22 protein-coding genes and 2 pseudogenes are annotated in these 15,350 nt (G+C 37.0%); 18 read left to right on the top strand and 6 right to left on the bottom strand.

The features are described from left to right. The first annotated feature begins 166 nt into the window (after positions 1-166). Together I6F45_RS17330 and I6F45_RS17325 are read left to right on the top strand one after the other, a co-directional pair. Entirely contained in the window at positions 167-556 is a 390-nt protein-coding gene (locus tag I6F45_RS17330) for a cytochrome b562 (RefSeq protein ID WP_165728067.1), read from the top strand. Between the two features lie 83 nt (positions 557-639). Continuing rightward, positions 640-1,026, top strand: coding sequence for an OsmC family protein (locus I6F45_RS17325; protein ID WP_002958670.1), 387 nt, complete (start codon positions 640-642; stop codon positions 1,024-1,026). A 62-nt stretch (positions 1,027-1,088) separates the two neighbouring features. On the opposite strand, the gene ykgO is transcribed toward I6F45_RS17325, so the two are convergent. Further along, positions 1,089-1,223: a type B 50S ribosomal protein L36 gene (gene ykgO, locus I6F45_RS17320; protein ID WP_002958669.1), complete on the bottom strand. Its 135-nt coding sequence runs from the start codon at positions 1,221-1,223 to the stop codon at positions 1,089-1,091. Beyond that, the gene (locus tag I6F45_RS17315) at positions 1,220-1,486 is read right to left on the bottom strand and encodes a type B 50S ribosomal protein L31 (RefSeq protein ID WP_007580864.1); all 267 of its coding nucleotides are present in this window, start codon (positions 1,484-1,486) and stop codon (positions 1,220-1,222) included. Before I6F45_RS17315 ends, ykgO begins: the two co-directional genes overlap by 4 nt. A 241-nt stretch (positions 1,487-1,727) precedes the next feature. Here I6F45_RS17315 and I6F45_RS17310 point away from each other — a divergent pair, with 241 nt between their 5' ends. Both I6F45_RS17310 and I6F45_RS17305 read left to right on the top strand, forming a co-directional pair. Then, positions 1,728-1,997 (top strand): hypothetical protein, encoded by a 270-nt coding sequence (locus I6F45_RS17310; protein WP_007580861.1) that lies wholly within the window; start codon positions 1,728-1,730, stop codon positions 1,995-1,997. A 328-nt stretch (positions 1,998-2,325) separates the two neighbouring features. Beyond that, positions 2,326-3,288, top strand: a complete 963-nt coding sequence (locus I6F45_RS17305; protein WP_165741646.1) for a sensor domain-containing diguanylate cyclase — start codon at positions 2,326-2,328, stop codon at positions 3,286-3,288. A 74-nt stretch (positions 3,289-3,362) separates the two neighbouring features. Here I6F45_RS17305 and I6F45_RS17300 read toward each other — a convergent pair whose 3' ends face one another. Beyond that, a complete protein-coding gene (locus I6F45_RS17300; RefSeq protein ID WP_197161342.1) occupies positions 3,363-4,403 on the bottom strand; it encodes a metal-dependent hydrolase in 1,041 nt (346 codons plus the stop codon). A gap of 264 nt (positions 4,404-4,667) precedes the next feature. Continuing rightward, a pseudogene (locus tag I6F45_RS21445) lies at positions 4,668-4,921 on the bottom strand (LysR family transcriptional regulator); the annotation flags it as partial. A 163-nt stretch (positions 4,922-5,084) separates the two neighbouring features. On the opposite strand from I6F45_RS21445, the gene I6F45_RS21440 reads away from it, so the two are divergent. Both I6F45_RS21440 and I6F45_RS21435 read left to right on the top strand, forming a co-directional pair. After that, a complete protein-coding gene (locus I6F45_RS21440; RefSeq protein ID WP_231609687.1) occupies positions 5,085-5,288 on the top strand; it encodes a hypothetical protein in 204 nt (67 codons plus the stop codon). A gap of 27 nt (positions 5,289-5,315) precedes the next feature. Beyond that, the gene (locus I6F45_RS21435) at positions 5,316-5,558 is read left to right on the top strand and encodes a hypothetical protein (RefSeq protein WP_002958664.1); all 243 of its coding nucleotides are present in this window, start codon (positions 5,316-5,318) and stop codon (positions 5,556-5,558) included. A gap of 22 nt (positions 5,559-5,580) precedes the next feature. On the opposite strand, the pseudogene I6F45_RS17290 reads toward I6F45_RS21435, so the two are convergent. Further along, positions 5,581-6,469 (bottom strand): annotated as a pseudogene (locus tag I6F45_RS17290) (LysR family transcriptional regulator). 116 nt (positions 6,470-6,585) lie between these two features. Between I6F45_RS17290 and I6F45_RS17285 the strand changes: the two are divergent. The 7 genes from I6F45_RS17285 to I6F45_RS17255 all read left to right on the top strand — a co-directional run bounded on the left by I6F45_RS17285 (position 6,586) and on the right by I6F45_RS17255 (position 11,466). After that, positions 6,586-7,758, top strand: a complete 1,173-nt coding sequence (locus I6F45_RS17285) for an MFS transporter (RefSeq protein WP_197161362.1) — start codon at positions 6,586-6,588, stop codon at positions 7,756-7,758. A 156-nt stretch (positions 7,759-7,914) separates the two neighbouring features. Next, on the top strand, positions 7,915-8,730 hold the full coding sequence (gene dkgB / locus I6F45_RS17280) for a 2,5-didehydrogluconate reductase DkgB (RefSeq protein WP_197161339.1): 816 nt from the start codon (positions 7,915-7,917) through the stop codon (positions 8,728-8,730). A 78-nt stretch (positions 8,731-8,808) separates the two neighbouring features. After that, the gene (locus tag I6F45_RS17275) at positions 8,809-9,096 is read left to right on the top strand and encodes a putative quinol monooxygenase (RefSeq protein ID WP_165741650.1); all 288 of its coding nucleotides are present in this window, start codon (positions 8,809-8,811) and stop codon (positions 9,094-9,096) included. A gap of 431 nt (positions 9,097-9,527) precedes the next feature. Then, the gene (locus I6F45_RS17270; protein ID WP_165740778.1) at positions 9,528-9,872 is read left to right on the top strand and encodes a hypothetical protein; all 345 of its coding nucleotides are present in this window, start codon (positions 9,528-9,530) and stop codon (positions 9,870-9,872) included. Between the two features lie 26 nt (positions 9,873-9,898). Next, the gene (locus I6F45_RS17265; RefSeq protein ID WP_007378675.1) at positions 9,899-10,057 is read left to right on the top strand and encodes a hypothetical protein; all 159 of its coding nucleotides are present in this window, start codon (positions 9,899-9,901) and stop codon (positions 10,055-10,057) included. Between the two features lie 109 nt (positions 10,058-10,166). Continuing rightward, complete coding sequence (locus I6F45_RS17260; RefSeq protein WP_197139360.1) at positions 10,167-10,571, top strand: hypothetical protein; 405 nt, start codon at positions 10,167-10,169, stop codon at positions 10,569-10,571. A 130-nt stretch (positions 10,572-10,701) separates the two neighbouring features. Continuing rightward, positions 10,702-11,466 (top strand): 2-keto-4-pentenoate hydratase, encoded by a 765-nt coding sequence (locus I6F45_RS17255; RefSeq protein ID WP_197161336.1) that lies wholly within the window; start codon positions 10,702-10,704, stop codon positions 11,464-11,466. A gap of 9 nt (positions 11,467-11,475) precedes the next feature. On the opposite strand, the gene I6F45_RS17250 is transcribed toward I6F45_RS17255, so the two are convergent. Further along, the gene (locus tag I6F45_RS17250) at positions 11,476-12,129 is read right to left on the bottom strand and encodes a DUF6058 family natural product biosynthesis protein (RefSeq protein WP_024591738.1); all 654 of its coding nucleotides are present in this window, start codon (positions 12,127-12,129) and stop codon (positions 11,476-11,478) included. A gap of 171 nt (positions 12,130-12,300) precedes the next feature. On the opposite strand from I6F45_RS17250, the gene dapA reads away from it, so the two are divergent. From dapA to I6F45_RS17225, 5 genes are all read left to right on the top strand, one after another. After that, positions 12,301-13,218, top strand: coding sequence for a 4-hydroxy-tetrahydrodipicolinate synthase (dapA, locus tag I6F45_RS17245; RefSeq protein WP_197161333.1), 918 nt, complete (start codon positions 12,301-12,303; stop codon positions 13,216-13,218). Between the two features lie 118 nt (positions 13,219-13,336). Continuing rightward, positions 13,337-14,050, top strand: coding sequence for a beta-ketoacyl synthase chain length factor (locus tag I6F45_RS17240; RefSeq protein WP_197161330.1), 714 nt, complete (start codon positions 13,337-13,339; stop codon positions 14,048-14,050). After that, entirely contained in the window at positions 14,043-14,825 is a 783-nt protein-coding gene (locus tag I6F45_RS17235) for a lysophospholipid acyltransferase family protein (protein WP_197161359.1), read from the top strand. Before I6F45_RS17240 ends, I6F45_RS17235 begins: the two co-directional genes overlap by 8 nt. Beyond that, positions 14,822-15,079 (top strand): phosphopantetheine-binding protein, encoded by a 258-nt coding sequence (locus tag I6F45_RS17230; RefSeq protein ID WP_007580830.1) that lies wholly within the window; start codon positions 14,822-14,824, stop codon positions 15,077-15,079. The genes I6F45_RS17235 and I6F45_RS17230 overlap by 4 nt, the downstream gene beginning before the upstream one ends. Positions 15,080-15,100: 21 nt before the next feature. Then, positions 15,101-15,346 carry an acyl carrier protein gene (locus I6F45_RS17225; RefSeq protein ID WP_002958648.1) on the top strand — a complete coding sequence of 82 codons (246 nt, stop codon included), beginning with the start codon at positions 15,101-15,103 and terminating at the stop codon, positions 15,344-15,346. Positions 15,347-15,350 lie beyond the last annotated feature (4 nt).

Raw genomic sequence — 15,350 nt, 5'->3', positions numbered from 1 at the left:
TTTTATTCAAAAAAAATCGTTATTTGAATATTTTTCACTATTGCAGCTTTAAAATGATTAATTTGTAAACCCCCTTTACAGTTCAAAGTACTCATAACAGCTCGTAAAGTTACTTTACTACGTAAACTTGATACAATTTAGGTGTTTTTAATTAATAGGTTTGACCATGAAGTATTTAGTAATTATTTTTACCTTTGCGTTTAGTTCAATGTCTTTTGCGCAGCAAGAAGTCGATCTTGAAATAAATATGAAAAATACGGGCCTTGCTTATAAACAAGCAGTGCAGGCAACTCAACTTAGTGAATTTAATACTGCGATTGATGAATTTATAAAGCTAGTAAAAGTAAGTAAAACAGCTAAGTTTTACAAAAAACCTGAGCAGTCATTGCAGGGCCTTGATAAAGTGATTGCTCAAGCTGAACTTGCAAAAAAGGCAGCAATCGAGCAGGGGCTAAGTGCGGCAAAAGAACCACTGAAAAATATAGATAACTTACGTAAAAAATATCATGAGTTACACGAGCCTCCAGGGTTCTTTGAATTACTGTTCGGTTCATAAACCTAGACACTATGTATCTTTAGTAGCTACTTTTAAGCTAATTGCGTTAAAGGTATCTGCAGCAATAAATATAAGGAAACACAATGGAAATTTCAGTTTCAATGTTAGAAGGCCAAAAGCAAAGCGCTAAATTTGGCGACCTAGAAGTAATAAGCGATCAAAGTGTAAACGCTGGTGGCAATGCAGAGCATCCAGAACCGTTTGATTATTTTTTAGTAAGTATGGTTTTATGTGCAGGTTTTTATGCGCGTAAGTTTTGCGAGCAGCGTGATATTTCAACGCAAGGTATGACGCTTACCCAAAACAACGAAAATGTAGATGACAACGGTAAAAAGTTATTTTCAATTGAGATTAACTTACCTGATGGTTTCCCTGATAAGTATAAAAAGGCGCTTATTGCAGCTGTAAATACCTGTACGGTAAAAAAAGTAATTCAGGCAGTGCCAGAGTTTTCAGTAGTGGTAAAATAGTCCCCCTAAATTAGGTAGCTTAAGCAAGCTACCTAATTATATGTTGAGCATCCCCGTTTAACTTATTTCTTTTTCATTCCTTGTACTGCTTTAAAGCGTGGGTTGTTTTTACAAATTACAAATACGCGGCCTTTGCGTTTTACAATTTGACACCCCGGACGTTGCTTAGCACTTTTAAGAGAGCTTAATACTTTCATACCTTTTCCTTTTTAACAGTCGATAAACTTTTAAAACGACGATTAAACTGCGCAACGCGACCATCTGTAGCGGTTGTTTTTTGCTTGCCTGTATAAAATGGGTGCGAGTCACTTGATACATCAATAGGTACGTATGGATATGTATTACCGTCTATTTCTACTGTGCGGCTCGTTTTTATGGTTGAGCCAATAATAAAGTAAGAATCGGCAGCGGTATCGTGAAAAGCAACCACGTGGTAATCAGGATGAATATTTGGTTTCATAATACGCCTCAATAAATGATATGTGATAGTATATCATTTTAATTTAACGTATTTATTCCCCCATTGCAAATTATTTAAATGTTCCTCAAAAAGGCCGTAATTGCTGGCTATTTGCGCAAACAAATCAAAAAATAAGCACTTGAATCAAAAATGCTGGCTATTGGCGTTTAGGCTGTTATAACTATATTTAAGAGTTAAAACGTTAACAAATACGGTTATAAAGTTATTACAGAGGTTATGTATGAGTGACGCAACACAACAACAAGAACAAATTGATCAAGGGGTAATGGAAACCCTAAGAGAGCGCGACCACAGTACCTTGGCGCAACAAGTAAATCCTTTAACCTGCAACCATAACGATATTGTAGAATTACTAGCGCGGTATATGGCACTAAGCGAGCAAGAAGATGATGAGCTGTTTGATGATTGGTTTGATAACCTAACTAAAGAGCAACATACTGTTTTAAAAGTATTTGAAGTTTACCGCGGACAATATGAGCACCAAAATTAAAGTATTTATTTTTGTATGTATGCCAAATCCAGTGGTTATTTAAATAAAACTAAATAGCCACTACTACTTTTTCATTAAAGGGTAGCTATGTTGTATCAACCACTAATCCCACTTGCTTAAATCATAATTTTTTGCGGATTGAATCTTATCTTTATTTAGGCACGACTTACTGATATTTATAAATATTTATTTATTGCTATTTTTAGGTAATGTTCTAGTTTGAATAGGCAGACTGTTTATAATTTAAATAAGTTTATCGGATTATAAACTCGAAAATATTCGCTCCAGTTTTGTAATTTATAAAATATTTAAAATTAATAGAGCTTTAATGATTAAACCTGAGATTCCAAATAACGAAGCTGAGCGATTACACGCGCTTAGAGCATTAAAAATTCTAGATACGTCTCATGAAGAGCGCTTTGATCGTGTTACTCGTATTGCCAAGCGTATGTTTAATGTTTCTATTTCATTGGTTACTTTGATTGACGAAGACCGCCAGTGGTTTAAATCAAGGCAGGGGCTTGATGCGCCTGAGCTTCCTCGCGAAACCTCATTTTGTGGCCACACCATAAATCAGGACGAGTTATTAATAATCCCAGATACAGCAAAGGACGAAAGGTTTTTTGATAATCCCTTTGTTACAGGCGATCCTAAAGTACGCTTTTATGCAGGCTTTCCTTTAAAATTAAGGGAAGGAGTCATTATAGGCACTTTGTGCCTTGCCGATAATAAACCTAGACAACTCAATGATGAAGAAAAACAATTACTAAGAGATTTAGGCACGTTAGTCGAGCGAGAAATTCAATCAATTCAACTAGCCACAATTGATGAGTTAACAAGAATCTCTAATCGACGTGGCTTTTTAAACCTTGCCGAACATACGCTAAATGTATGTAGGCGAAACAAAGTATCAATGTCGTTTATATTGTTTGATCTCAATAAGTTTAAACAAATTAATGATATTTATGGACACCACGAAGGCGATTTTGTATTAAATAAATTTGCACAAATTATGCTTAGTTCATTTCGTGATTGTGAAGTCATAGGTCGACTTGGCGGAGATGAATTTGTTGCGATGTTAAGCGACTCAGACGAGACAAAAGCAGAGTTTGTTTTACAAAGGTTTGCGGATGCAATAGCGCATGCTAATAATACCTTAAACAAGCCATACAAAATTGATTACAGTGTAGGAGTAACACACTTTAAACACGATACAGGTAAATCAGTTGAGGATATGATTCAAGATGCTGATGTTGCAATGTATCAGCAAAAAAAGCAGCAATCACTTTAGTGAACTATTTAGTTTAATTGCTGCTTGAACTTCACTTAACTTCCTCATGCTAGTACGAATTTTATAATATGCCGTTATTCGCTATTGCAGTCATTTTTTGCTGCGGGTGATGCTAAAGACACATTTGGTTGCCAAACCCTGTTCCATATTTTATGAAGATTGTTTAAGTTTGGTCTTTGACTTATTTTTTCAAAGTTACCAATGCTCACTTCTGAATCATTTTTTTGACCCACTACAAAATTAAACACATAGTTGCACTCCATGCCCATACGTAAATCAGAAAGTACAATATTGCTTTGCTGTTGGCGCACCGAATAAAACCCTCTAGTAAACCACTGCAAGCGTTTTATAGCCCATTCATCGCTAATATTATTTAACAGTGAAGGCGTTGTTTGATAAGCCGTTAATGTTACATCGCTGGGCGCGTCAAATACTGATGCATAACCTTCGTAGTATTGTCCGTCAGACATCACAACAATACGCCACAGCAAAGTGGTTAGCGGAGCAGGCGTACTAACATACGCATTTACTGGTATTTGTCTGTTGTTGAGAGCCGTTTTTACTTTGTCATCAATATTTACTTTTAAAATTAAAGCGCAAAATAAATATAGACTACTTAAAACTAAAGCCGCTGCATTTACACGATAAGCCGTTGCTGCTTTTATTTTGGGTATTAGCGTACATATTACGCCAATTAATAAAGGAAGCGTGTAAGCGGGGTCAATAATAAACACACTAGAAACCGCAAAGGGGTACTCAGTAAAAGGCCAGAGTAGTTGTGTACCGTATACCGTTAGGCTGTCTAATAGGGCATGTGTAGATAAACTTAAAAATACTAGCCAAAACCAGCGCACTTTATAAATTTGCATTCCCGCGTGTACTTTTAATATTAGCCATACAATGAGCGGGCTAATTAATAAATGTATTAATAACGAATGGCTAAAGCCACGGTGATAAGTAAATGCTTGTACAGATCCGCCATATGGCAAAAATACATCTAAATCAGGGAGCGTGCCTAAAATTGCTCCCCATAAAACGGCTTTTCGACCTATTTTATTGCCTAATACCGCATAACCTACAGCACTGCCTAATGCTACCTGCGTTAAAGAATCCATTTTAATTAATACCTTTAATTACTACTTTTATTATTTATACTTTTTGATTATTAAAAAGCGTCAAAAAATCAGTTAAAACGTTTAATAAGCATATCAATATTAATATACAGAACTTATAAACTAAGCCTAGGCTTTATGAAATCTAAAAAAGCCACAATTCGCGATGATACCGCACTGTTTCGCCGCTGCTTGCGCTAAGCGAAAACGTAAATAAAATGAGTTTTACTAACGGCCAAGTTTACGAGCATGTAAGTTCGAATCTTATAAATCACCAATACGTATGGCTAAGTCTGTTTTATGCTCGAGTAAATTAATAGTACTGCCGTGTGAGGTTATATCAAGCGTTATGTGAGGGTATTACTTAGCGAATTCACCAATTAAAGGCGTAAGTTGATGCAATACAAAAGGGTTTGCCGCATCTATTAGCTGCTTGCCATTTGGCGCTTGTTTTAAAGCTTTATGGCGTTTTCATCTGTGTATAAAGTATTTAGCCTTTCGCAGGCGTATTTTAAAAGTATAGCTTTCCTCGCATTTTAAATTAAGCAAAATAATACCCCGTGGCGATTTATAAGTCCTGTTCCCGTTTAAAATACGGATGGTCAATTTGTTACCATATTTGGAATGATAATTGCTTCTAATTATAAAAATAAAGTCGTCAATTTTTAGACACATGAGGCAAAAATGAATTTTGGAACTCTTTCTTCGCAGTTATACAATGACTATTCAAGCCTAAGTAATTTAAATAAAAACACTGTAAAAACGGATGATCCTAGTAAAAGTCCAGAGGCTAAAGCAGACTCTTCTTTAAATAAAGACGCCGAAAAAACTACGAGCTCTACTGCAGCTACTGAAGACGCAAAGTCTATCATTAGCAGCGAAACATAAGATTCGAGTGACAATTCAGCAGTTCAAATGAATAAAGCGATCGAGTCAATTAAAGATTTACAGAGTAAAATAAGAGAAATGACCAATAGTTCTGATACGCCCACAGGGGAAGCGATAGAAGAGCTAAGCGAACTTAAAAAGCAACTCGATAGTGAGCTATCGTCGATACAATTAACAGTGCGAAAAAATGTATCTACTTTAATGGATTCAATGTTTTCATCATCTTCAGATAATAAAAATTCAGGTTTGCTTTTTAATAACCAAGCATAATTTAACTTGCTTTTTAATATAGTTATAAGCTTAGTCGTGGCTTTATAAAGTCTAAAAAAGCCACAATTCGAGACGATACCGCACTGTTTTTATAATACACGGCTTGTACAACCTCTCGGTTATTAGGAGAGCTAACTGCACTGGGTAACACTTCAACTAATTTACCTGTTTTTAGGTCATTGCCAATCATAAAGTGAGAAAGTAACGCCACACCTTGGTTTGCAATGCACAGCTGGCGCACTGTTTCACCGCTGCTTGCGCTAAGCGAAAACGTAAATAAAGCGGGCTTTACTAACGGCCAAGTGTTTAATTTAGGGGAGTCACTAAAACCAATTAACTTATGATTTTGTAAGTCATCTATTTGCGTAATTGTTGCGTTGTTTTTTATATATTCTGGGCTGGCTACAATACGTAACTGGCTGCTGCCAAGTTTACGAGCATGTAAGTTTGAGTCTTTTAAATCACCAATGCGTATGGCTAAATCGGTTTTATGTTCAAGTAAATCAATAATGCTGTCGTGTGAGGTTATATCAAGCGTTATGTGGGGGTATTGCTTGGCAAATTCGCCAATTAAAGGCGTAAGTTGGTGCAAATACAAAAGGGCTTGCCGCATCTATTCGCAGCTTGCCACTTGGCGCTTGTTTTAAAAGCTTTATGGCTTCTTCACCGGTATAAAGCGTATTTAATCCTTCGCGCGCATATTTTATAAAAGTATGGCCCTCTTCGGTAAGTTCTAATCGGCGTGTTGTTCTATTTAGTAAAGTGCATTGCAGTGTATATTCAAGGCGTGATACAGCTCGCGACACTTTAGCCACTTGTTGATCGAGCAAATTAGCTGCCCCCGAAAAGCTTCCGCAATCTACTACCGTTATAAACGTTTCTAAATCTTCAGTTTTTGAATGAACAGCCATAAATATACCAACACCATCTTTGCATTATTAACAAAAGTATTTTGTCACTAATGCTATTTTTTGCAAACGATATTTTAGCCAAACTACATTCTTCAAATATTAATGAGGATATAACTATGCCATTGGCTTTGTGGGCGCTTACCTTAAGCGCATTTGCAATAGGAACAACTGAGTTTGTAATAGTGGGATTAGTACCCACCATTGCAAACGACTTAGGCGTAAGCCTACCTTCAGCAGGTTTGCTTGTAAGTTTATATGCGGTTGGCGTTGCAATTGGTGCGCCGGTGCTAACAGCTTTAACGGGTCGTTGGAATCGTAAAGTGGTATTAATAAGCTTAATGGGTTTGTTTGTACTGGGCAACTTACTTGCTTGGCAAGCGCCAAGTTACGGAACATTAATACTTGCGCGCATTTTAACGGGGCTTGCCCATGGTGTGTTTTTTTCAATCGGATCGATGATTGCCACAAGTCTAGTAAGCAAAGACAAAGAAGCCAGTGCAATTGCCATTATGTTTACCGGGCTTACTGTAGCACTAGTAACTGGTGTGCCACTAGGTACATGGATTGGACAACACTTTGGTTGGCGTGCAACGTTTTTAGTTGTGTCGGTATTAGGTTTAATTGCATTAATCGGCAGCTCTATTTTAGTGCCAAAAAACTTAAAACAATCAATACCAGCCACGTTTAAAGAACAACTACAAGTAATTGTAAAACCGCGTTTATTACTCGTGTATTTAATGACGATATTGGGCTACGGCGGCACGTTTACAGCGTTTACTTATTTAGCACCTATTTTAGAGCAACAAACAGGTTTTGCGCCTTCGGCTATTGCTTTAATAATGCTTGTTTACGGTGTATCGGTAGCCGTAGGTAATATTTGGGGTGGAAAGTTAGCTGACAAACGCGGCCCAATTAGCGCACTGAGTATTATATTTAGCGCTTTGAGTATTATTTTACTGATATTTACTTTTACGATGGAATCAAAAATTGCTGCTGTACTTACTATTTTAGTCTGGGGCGCATTTGCTTTTGGTAATGTGCCAGGCTTGCAACTTTATGTAGTAAAGCAAGCACAAAAGCACACGCCAAATGCGGTAGATGTTGCATCAGGTTTAAACATAGCCGCATTTAATATTGGTATTGCACTTGGCTCAATTATTGGTGGTAGCGTAGTAGAGAACATGACCCTGCAAGATACAGCATGGATAGGCGCCGTTATCTCTGTTTTAGCACTCGGTGTTACACGCTACAGCGGTATGCTTGATAAACGTGAAATTCAGCAAGCATAAAGCCTTACCTGTTAACCTTGAAACTAAAATTAATGACCTCATACCTGTTATGAGGTCATAGATTTTTAAGTGACAGTCGTAATAAGAAGTAAAAGGTGTATTTCGTAAAGCTTTAAAAGAGCTTGTTTTTAACCGATTATTTTATAAGGATAAACCATGACACAACGTGTGATAGAAATGCCAGAACTCGGTATGGGAACATTCCGATTAGAGGGCGACACTGCCTATAACTCAGTAAAAATGGCACTCGAAGTTGGGTTTCGCCATATTGATACCGCACAAATTTATGGCAACGAAGAGCAAGTAGGTCAAGCTATAAAAGACAGCAGTATTCCGCGCAGTGAAATATTCTTAACCACCAAAGTGTGGAATAACAAATTAAATAAAAGCGACTTTATTCCAAGCGTTAAAAAGTCACTTGAAAAGCTACAAGTAGACTCGGTCGACTTACTGCTAATTCATTGGCCATCGCCTGCTAACGACGAGCCAATGAGTGAATACCTTACTGAATTATTAAAAGCAAAGCAGCTTGGTTTAACTAAGCACATTGGTGTTTCTAATTTCACTATTGCAAACTTAAATGAAGCAATGCAAACGCTTGACTCACGTGAAATATTTACCAATCAGGTTGAGGTACACCCGTACTTAACTAACACTAAATTGCGTGCTTTTTGTGCCCAGCACGACATTCATGTAACAGCATATATGCCATTTGTTGTAGGTAAGGTGCTTAAAGATCAAACCATTATCGACATTGCTAAAAAGCATGATGCAAGCCCGGCACAAGTTGTTTTAGCATGGGTTAACGCCAATGGCATGACGACAATTCCATCATCAACTAAGCGTAAAAACTTGGAAGATAACTTTAACGACCATGTTAAATTAGATGATGAAGACATAGCCCGCATTGATGGCTTAGATTGTGGCGACCGACAAGCAACACCAGACTTTGCGCCGCAGTGGGATCAGTAAACTTACCTCAAACGCAAAGTTAAACCAAATATTTTAAGGTGTAGATTGTCTATACCTTAACTTTTATAAGGAATACACATGTTAACGGTTATAGCTGCACTGTCGTGCAAAAATATTGATACAGATGTAATGCTTACAGCACTTGAAAATTTACAAAAGTCATCGCGCCAAGAAGTAGGGTGCTTACGTTATGAATTATCGGTAAAAAGTGATGCTGAGCATACTGACTATGTAGTTAGCGAACAATGGGCGTCTGATGAGCACTTTGAAGCGCATAAAAACGAGCCACACTTTAAAGCGTTTGGTACGCAGGTTACTGGGCTTTTAACCAATAGTAGTATTGATGTATATAGAACAATTGGTTAAGCAGTTTTATACCACTTAGCTAAACTACATAACTAAGTAAATACTCAAATAGGTGCTGTTAACTTACATCACCTTTTATTCTTACACTTTAACCAGCCTAAATACTCTACTTCCCCAATATATCAATGAAATCTATTAGAACTCTTTTTTGTTAATTTGCAGTGTGGCGAAATCTAAAGTGCTCCATAAAATTATTAAAAGTCGTTTTTTGTATCACAAATTACTCTAATAAATGGCTTATTTAATTTATTGTTTACATTAAAGTTCTCTGGTGTAAATATAGAAACACTCATAGGCACTATTAAGTGCCTTAGCACATGGAAAGTATAGTGAACGATGTAACATCAATCACTAGAAAATAGCCAGCTAAAAAATCACAGCAAATAAAGCCTTAACAGCTTTAAGTTGTATCAATTTATATGGAAATAATAATGAAAAAATTAATCGCAATAGTAGCGTTGTTAGGCTTTGTTTCATTTGCACAAGCTAATGACAGTTTTGTAGTAAATGCCAAATTTTATGATAATAAAAATTTAATTGGTTCACCTGTTTTAGTAGTAAATTCAAACGAAGAGGCATCAGTTTCAGTTGATAACTCGTATAGTTTTGCTCTTACACTAACGCCAATTGATGACTCGACCGTAAGCTTAGCAACCGACCTGAAATTAGGTGAAAAACATATGGCACCTTCTTTAGTCGTTGAGCTGGGCAAAGAAGCAAGTATAAATATTGATGGTAAAGAGTTTTCAGTTTTAGTAAATAAATCAAGCAGCTAATAAGTTAGAATCGAGGAATATAATTAATGAGAAACTCAAGAAATGAAATAGTAAAATATGGAGTCTCTTTTGGTACAGCCCTAGCAATTGCTATTTCATGGAGTGCTAACGAGTCTGTGTTATGGGCAATTTTGCATGGTTTTTTATCTTGGTTTTATGTTATTTGGCATGTAATTACGCGATAAGTGTTTTCGCGTGTGCACGGATTGATTATGTAGACCGCGGTCAATGTTAATAGTCGAGTAATTACCATTTAAAACGATTAAGTTAAAAATATAAAAGGAATAATTAATAATGAAAGGTGCGGGTGGAAGCTCTGGTGGTATTGGGCATTTTTTTATTGGTTTGATTATGATGTGCGGTGGCTTTTATATGCTGCTAAACGCAATTTCGGTGACCTCTAATTTTGGACTAAGTTCTCGTATTTATAGTGTTAATGCTTTAGGTGGCTTTGGCGTTACAGGCGGCATGGTTATGATCCCCTTTATTTTTGGTGTGGGTCTGATTTTTTATAATTCTAAAAATATTTTAGGCTGGGTGCTATCGCTAGGATCGTTAACCGCACTAATATTTGGCGTTATATCGAGTGTTCGGTTTAGCATGCGAACTATGACGTCGTTTGATTTGATTGTTATTATAGTTTTAGCGTTTGGTGGCTTGGGGCTGTTTTTACGCTCGCTTAAATCTATTGATACTTAAATAATTACCACGCTTTGTTTTAAATACAATTTTAATTATAGGCATTTAACACGATGTACTAATGCCTAAATTAATAATGTAATCCTTCCTATTTACTGATTAACCAGTAACGTATTTTAAAGAGATTTATGTGAACAACTCAATACAGCTAAAACTAATTGCTACTCACTTAATGGCACAAAGAGAAGAAAACCCAGCACGTTCAAACTTTCCTAAAGAGTTGGTATTAGACTCGACTGACGATGCAATAGAAGTACAAAAGTTGATGATTTATTTAAATGATCAAACTGTATATGGCTGGAAGTGTATGCTGCCTTTAGATGATGGCTCAATTATATTAGCACCTCTTTTACATGCACCTATAAAACAAGCTGAAAATTGCCCACTGTATACAACAAAAGATAAAGCGCTGATAGAACCAGAAATTGCATTTATTTTGCAAAGCGATTTACCAAGTAATAAAATCTATACAAATGAAGACGTGGATACTGCATTTGCCAGCGCCCACTTAGCACTTGAGCTTATTCAAAAAAGGTTTGATGAAGACACTCCAAGCACTCACATTGAAAAGCTGGCCGATGGTTTATCTAATCAAGGCGTGTATTTAGGCCCAAAAATAGATAAAGCCAAAGCGTATAACGCAAGTAGTGTAAACATTAACGTTAAGCAAATTGAAGCTGAGTTAAGCTTGGCGGGTATTCACCCTGCAGAACTTGCGCAACTTCCACTTTATTGGGCGGTTAATTACTTATCAGCCAAAGGAATCAACTTAGAAGCAGGGCAAGTGTTTATAACGGGCTCTTACTGTGGTGTTGTTGAGCTTAATACCGATCAGTTAACCACGATTAGTTACGAAGACTTAGGGTCATTTAGCACTACGTTTTTATCAAAGTAAATTTAAACGTTATTTAATAGATAAATCGTATTTTAAAATAAGTGCATCTATATAGCGGGTGCGTAATGTGTGTTGTTTTTCATGATCGGCGCCATGCCCTAATGCTTTGTTTAAAAGCTTCATGGCGGGGTGCAGTAGCGCTCTTTCTTCTTGGTTTAAGCTCGCTTTACTGCGCAGTTCTGTAATGTCGTCAACTAATAGCCTGCCAATATCTACCGAGACTATTTCGTCTATTAATCCATTTTGAGTAAGCACGCCGTACTTACTGCATAAAAACTGTTGCCAAATTTGCTGCAAGTGCTCGTCTATTTCGCAGCCAAATAGCTCTTCGCTAAACGTAAACCCTTGCTGAGCGAGTTTAGTTAGGCTTGCAGTATATTGCTGTGCAAAATAATTAAAAGCATGGCTTGATGATTCTATTTTTTGTTTTAAAAGACCTTGACCCCAATTAACACAGCCGCGCGGGTAATAGTCGTCATACTCTTCGCATTCATACAAACCCGAATATGAGCTGCAGCTAAGTTGACTTTTAATACAGTAACTTGGTTTTGGGAAAACACTTCGCTCTTGCCAAGCTAAAAGTGTATCTGCATCTATATTTAATGCTTGGCACAGTTCATCGGTGTTATAAAAATGAGTTGCTAAGTAATCAGATAAACGCATAAAGCCTCTGGTATAGTTAAAAATAAAACACTGTTCATATATACAGTTATTCATTTTGTATTACCAAACTTAATAACACAAGAGATTTTATAATTAAATGTGGGTTTACACCTCCAAAAGTACCGGCAATTATGTTACAAATAGCGCAAGTTTTATAAATAATGATTTTTTATGCGCACCCTAGACCAAATTAAACAAGCAAGTCTTATTACAGCTATTAAAACGCCATACTTAGCAAACGGTGAAATAGACCTCGCAAAGTACGATGAACTCGTAGAAATACAAATTGCAGCAGGCGTTGACGGCATTGTAGTTGGTGGCACAACAGGCGAAGGCCAGTTAATGAACTGGGAAGAGCATTTAATGCTTATAGCGCACAGTGCAAACAAGTATGGTGAAAAACTGGTTATTGTCGGTAATACCGGTAGTAACAACACCCGTGAAGCGATTAAAGCAACTAAATATGGCTTTGCCAGCGGTATGGATGCAGCACTGCAAATTAATCCATATTACGGACGTACGTCTATTGCGGGTGTTAAAGAGCACTTTAAGCGCGTACTTGATATTGGACCTGCCTTTATTTACAACGTAGCAGGGCGAACAGGTCAAGACCTAACACCTGATATTATTGAGTCACTCGCTAAACATGAATATTTTATTGGTGTAAAAGAGTGTGGCGGTAATGAACGTATTGCCCATTATGAACAACAAGGTATTGCATGTTGGTCGGGTAACGATGATGAAAGTCATGATGCGCGCCACACACATAAAGCGCACGGTGTTATTTCGGTTACTTCTAACCTTATACCTGGTTTGTTCCGTCAGTTAATGGATACGCCAAGTAGCGAGCTAAATGCGTCGTTACAACCATTGATGAACTGGTTGTTCTGTGAACCAAACCCGATTGCTATTAATACCGCGTTGATGATGACAGGTGCAGTAAACCCTGTATTTAGATTACCGTACTTACCGCTTAGTGATGAGCAGCAAGCTCAAGGCGAAGTGTTAATTAATGAGTTAAATAATAACGATGTTGTTGGCGGTATAGCTAAGTGTTTAAAGCAGAATGATATAGCTCTACTTTCATAGTAATATGAGCAGGCACTGAACAAAGTGTTAGTTCAGTGCTTTTTGTTAATGATTATTTACTTCTATTGCTAAAATCGGTAAAATTCCTTCCCTTATATCTTATAAAATATGCAGAGCTGTGAAATTTGTTGTTGAAGAACTCGCTATATGGATAAAGCCCGAACAGCGACAAATAAAAGAGAGTAATTGGTTTGATTCCTCTGTATTAAATCTTAGTTGGGTGCCTGCTATGCAGCGACGCCGAATGACTTCCTTTATCAAAATGGCACTCTTTAGTGCTCATCAAGTAAGTACTCGAGGTAACTACGTTAATTTACCGAGTGTTTTTTCTTCTCGCCACGGTGATTTTCACAAAACGTCTAACTTACTTATTGATGTAGTAAATGATCAGCCACTGTCGCCCACTGGTTTTGGGTTAAGTGTGCATAATGCCGCATCGGGACTTTTTGGGATAATACAGGGTAATACAAGTGCTACAAATGCTATAGCTGCAGGAGCCGAAAGCTTTATTTATGCACTCGTAGATGGCTTTGTAAGACTTGCTGATAACGATCAGCAACACATGTTAATAGTTCATACCGACGAGACTCTCCCCGATATTTACGCTCAGTACGCCGATGAACAGCAAATAGCACACTCTATTGGTTTAATAATAAGAGCGCCGCAAAAAGGCGAACCCCATTTTAGTTTAAACAAAGTATTTAATACGGGCATGAAAAAAAGCGACTTACCAATGAGTATTCAATGCGCTAAAGCTTTGTATGAGCGAAGCAATACATTACTTGTTCATAACACGCTTGAGCACGATTGGCAGCTTACATACCATGCTTAAAAATGTACAAAGGCTATGTGGGTTGATTTGGCGGATTATTGCTACTGCATTTTGCTTTTCAGTTTTTGGAATGGGTGGTTTAGTATTAGCCTTTATTGTTTTTCCTGCTCAGCGCCTATTTCAAAGTGACTCAGTTAAACAAAAGATTAAGGCTCGAAAAACAGTACATTACAGCTTCAAATTGTTTGTTAGTTTAATGCATGTAACGGGCGTTATTCGATTTCATGTTAACGATAAAGCAAAAATTGAAGGCTTAAAAGGGCAACTGATATTAGCAAACCATCCTTCTTTAATTGATGTTGTTGTTTTAATTTCGGTAGTAAAAAATGCAGATTGCGTAGTAAAGGCACATTTATTTAAAAATCCTTTTATGCGCGGCGTTATTAAAAGCACCGGCTATATAAGTAATGACGATCCGCAGGAGCTATTACGAGAGTGCGAGCGCAGTTTGCAAAAGGGTAATAACTTAATTGTATTTCCTGAAGGGACACGGACAGAGCCTCACAAAACATTAAAGTTTAAACGAGGCGCTGCAAATATTGCAATTAGATGTCATGCGCCCATTACTACTTTTTTAATTAAAATGAAGCCAAACACTTTAACCAAAGGCACACCTTGGTATAAGGTCGCGCCATATCAGGCGCATTTTACAATGGGGCTTGCGAGCCAGCAGTTTAATTGTGCAACGTACGACAGCGATATGCCTGCGATGCAATCACGCCAATTGACTAAAGATTTACAACATTATTTTACACAAGAGCTAAAAAATATATGAGCGAATTAAAAGAACAAATAAAACAACTGATTATCTCAAGCCTTGACCTTGAAGACATGACCACTGCTGACATACAAGATGATGACGCTTTATTTGTAGATGGCCTAGGACTAGACAGCATAGATGCATTAGAGCTTGGTCTTGCGATAAAGAAGCAATTTGATGTGAAAATAGATGCAAACTCTGATCAAACTAAAGCGCACTTTGCCTCAGTTAATTCTTTAGCAAAATTTATTGAACAAGCACGTTCTTAATATATAAAAGTAGGAAGAAAGATGAAAACCGCTGCTGAAATTTATGATGTATTACACGGCATTTTAGAAAACGAATTTGAAATAGACCCAGAAGATATTAGCTTAGAGGCTAACCTGTACCAAGATCTTGATTTAGACAGTATTGATGCAGTTGACTTAGTTGTAAAATTAAGAGAAATCACAGGTAAAAAAATTGAGCCTGATGCCTTTAAGCTTGTGCGCACAGTGCAAGACATAGTCACCGAAATAGAAAAGTTAGTTAACTAATACT

The organism is Pseudoalteromonas sp. SWYJZ19 (assembly GCF_015864375.1).
Lineage (GTDB): Bacteria > Pseudomonadota > Gammaproteobacteria > Enterobacterales > Alteromonadaceae > Pseudoalteromonas > Pseudoalteromonas arctica.
Note: the sequence above shows the minus strand (reverse complement) of the source record. Positions and strands in the feature narration are given on the sequence as shown.

Bases quoted from the DNA above. Each gene is read 5' to 3' on its own strand.
- I6F45_RS17305 (WP_165741646.1), top strand. From the start codon at position 2,326: ATGATTAAACCTGAGATTCCAAATAACGAAGCTGAGCGATTACACGCG.
- I6F45_RS17260 (WP_197139360.1), top strand. From the start codon at position 10,167: ATGAAAGGTGCGGGTGGAAGCTCTGGTGGTATTGGGCATTTTTTTATT.
- I6F45_RS17325 (WP_002958670.1), top strand. From the start codon at position 640: ATGGAAATTTCAGTTTCAATGTTAGAAGGCCAAAAGCAAAGCGCTAAA.
- I6F45_RS17225 (WP_002958648.1), top strand. From the start codon at position 15,101: ATGAAAACCGCTGCTGAAATTTATGATGTATTACACGGCATTTTAGAA.
- I6F45_RS17300 (WP_197161342.1), bottom strand. From the start codon at position 4,403: ATGGATTCTTTAACGCAGGTAGCATTAGGCAGTGCTGTAGGTTATGCG.
- I6F45_RS21440 (WP_231609687.1), top strand. From the start codon at position 5,085: ATGAATTTTGGAACTCTTTCTTCGCAGTTATACAATGACTATTCAAGC.
- I6F45_RS17270 (WP_165740778.1), top strand. From the start codon at position 9,528: ATGAAAAAATTAATCGCAATAGTAGCGTTGTTAGGCTTTGTTTCATTT.
- I6F45_RS17275 (WP_165741650.1), top strand. From the start codon at position 8,809: ATGTTAACGGTTATAGCTGCACTGTCGTGCAAAAATATTGATACAGAT.
- dkgB (WP_197161339.1), top strand. From the start codon at position 7,915: ATGACACAACGTGTGATAGAAATGCCAGAACTCGGTATGGGAACATTC.
- I6F45_RS21435 (WP_002958664.1), top strand. From the start codon at position 5,316: ATGAATAAAGCGATCGAGTCAATTAAAGATTTACAGAGTAAAATAAGA.
- dapA (WP_197161333.1), top strand. From the start codon at position 12,301: ATGCGCACCCTAGACCAAATTAAACAAGCAAGTCTTATTACAGCTATT.
- I6F45_RS17315 (WP_007580864.1), bottom strand. From the start codon at position 1,486: ATGAAACCAAATATTCATCCTGATTACCACGTGGTTGCTTTTCACGAT.
- I6F45_RS17230 (WP_007580830.1), top strand. From the start codon at position 14,822: ATGAGCGAATTAAAAGAACAAATAAAACAACTGATTATCTCAAGCCTT.
- ykgO (WP_002958669.1), bottom strand. From the start codon at position 1,223: ATGAAAGTATTAAGCTCTCTTAAAAGTGCTAAGCAACGTCCGGGGTGT.
- I6F45_RS17235 (WP_197161359.1), top strand. From the start codon at position 14,043: ATGCTTAAAAATGTACAAAGGCTATGTGGGTTGATTTGGCGGATTATT.
- I6F45_RS17310 (WP_007580861.1), top strand. From the start codon at position 1,728: ATGAGTGACGCAACACAACAACAAGAACAAATTGATCAAGGGGTAATG.
- I6F45_RS17250 (WP_024591738.1), bottom strand. From the start codon at position 12,129: ATGCGTTTATCTGATTACTTAGCAACTCATTTTTATAACACCGATGAA.
- I6F45_RS17330 (WP_165728067.1), top strand. From the start codon at position 167: ATGAAGTATTTAGTAATTATTTTTACCTTTGCGTTTAGTTCAATGTCT.
- I6F45_RS17265 (WP_007378675.1), top strand. From the start codon at position 9,899: ATGAGAAACTCAAGAAATGAAATAGTAAAATATGGAGTCTCTTTTGGT.
- I6F45_RS17285 (WP_197161362.1), top strand. From the start codon at position 6,586: ATGCCATTGGCTTTGTGGGCGCTTACCTTAAGCGCATTTGCAATAGGA.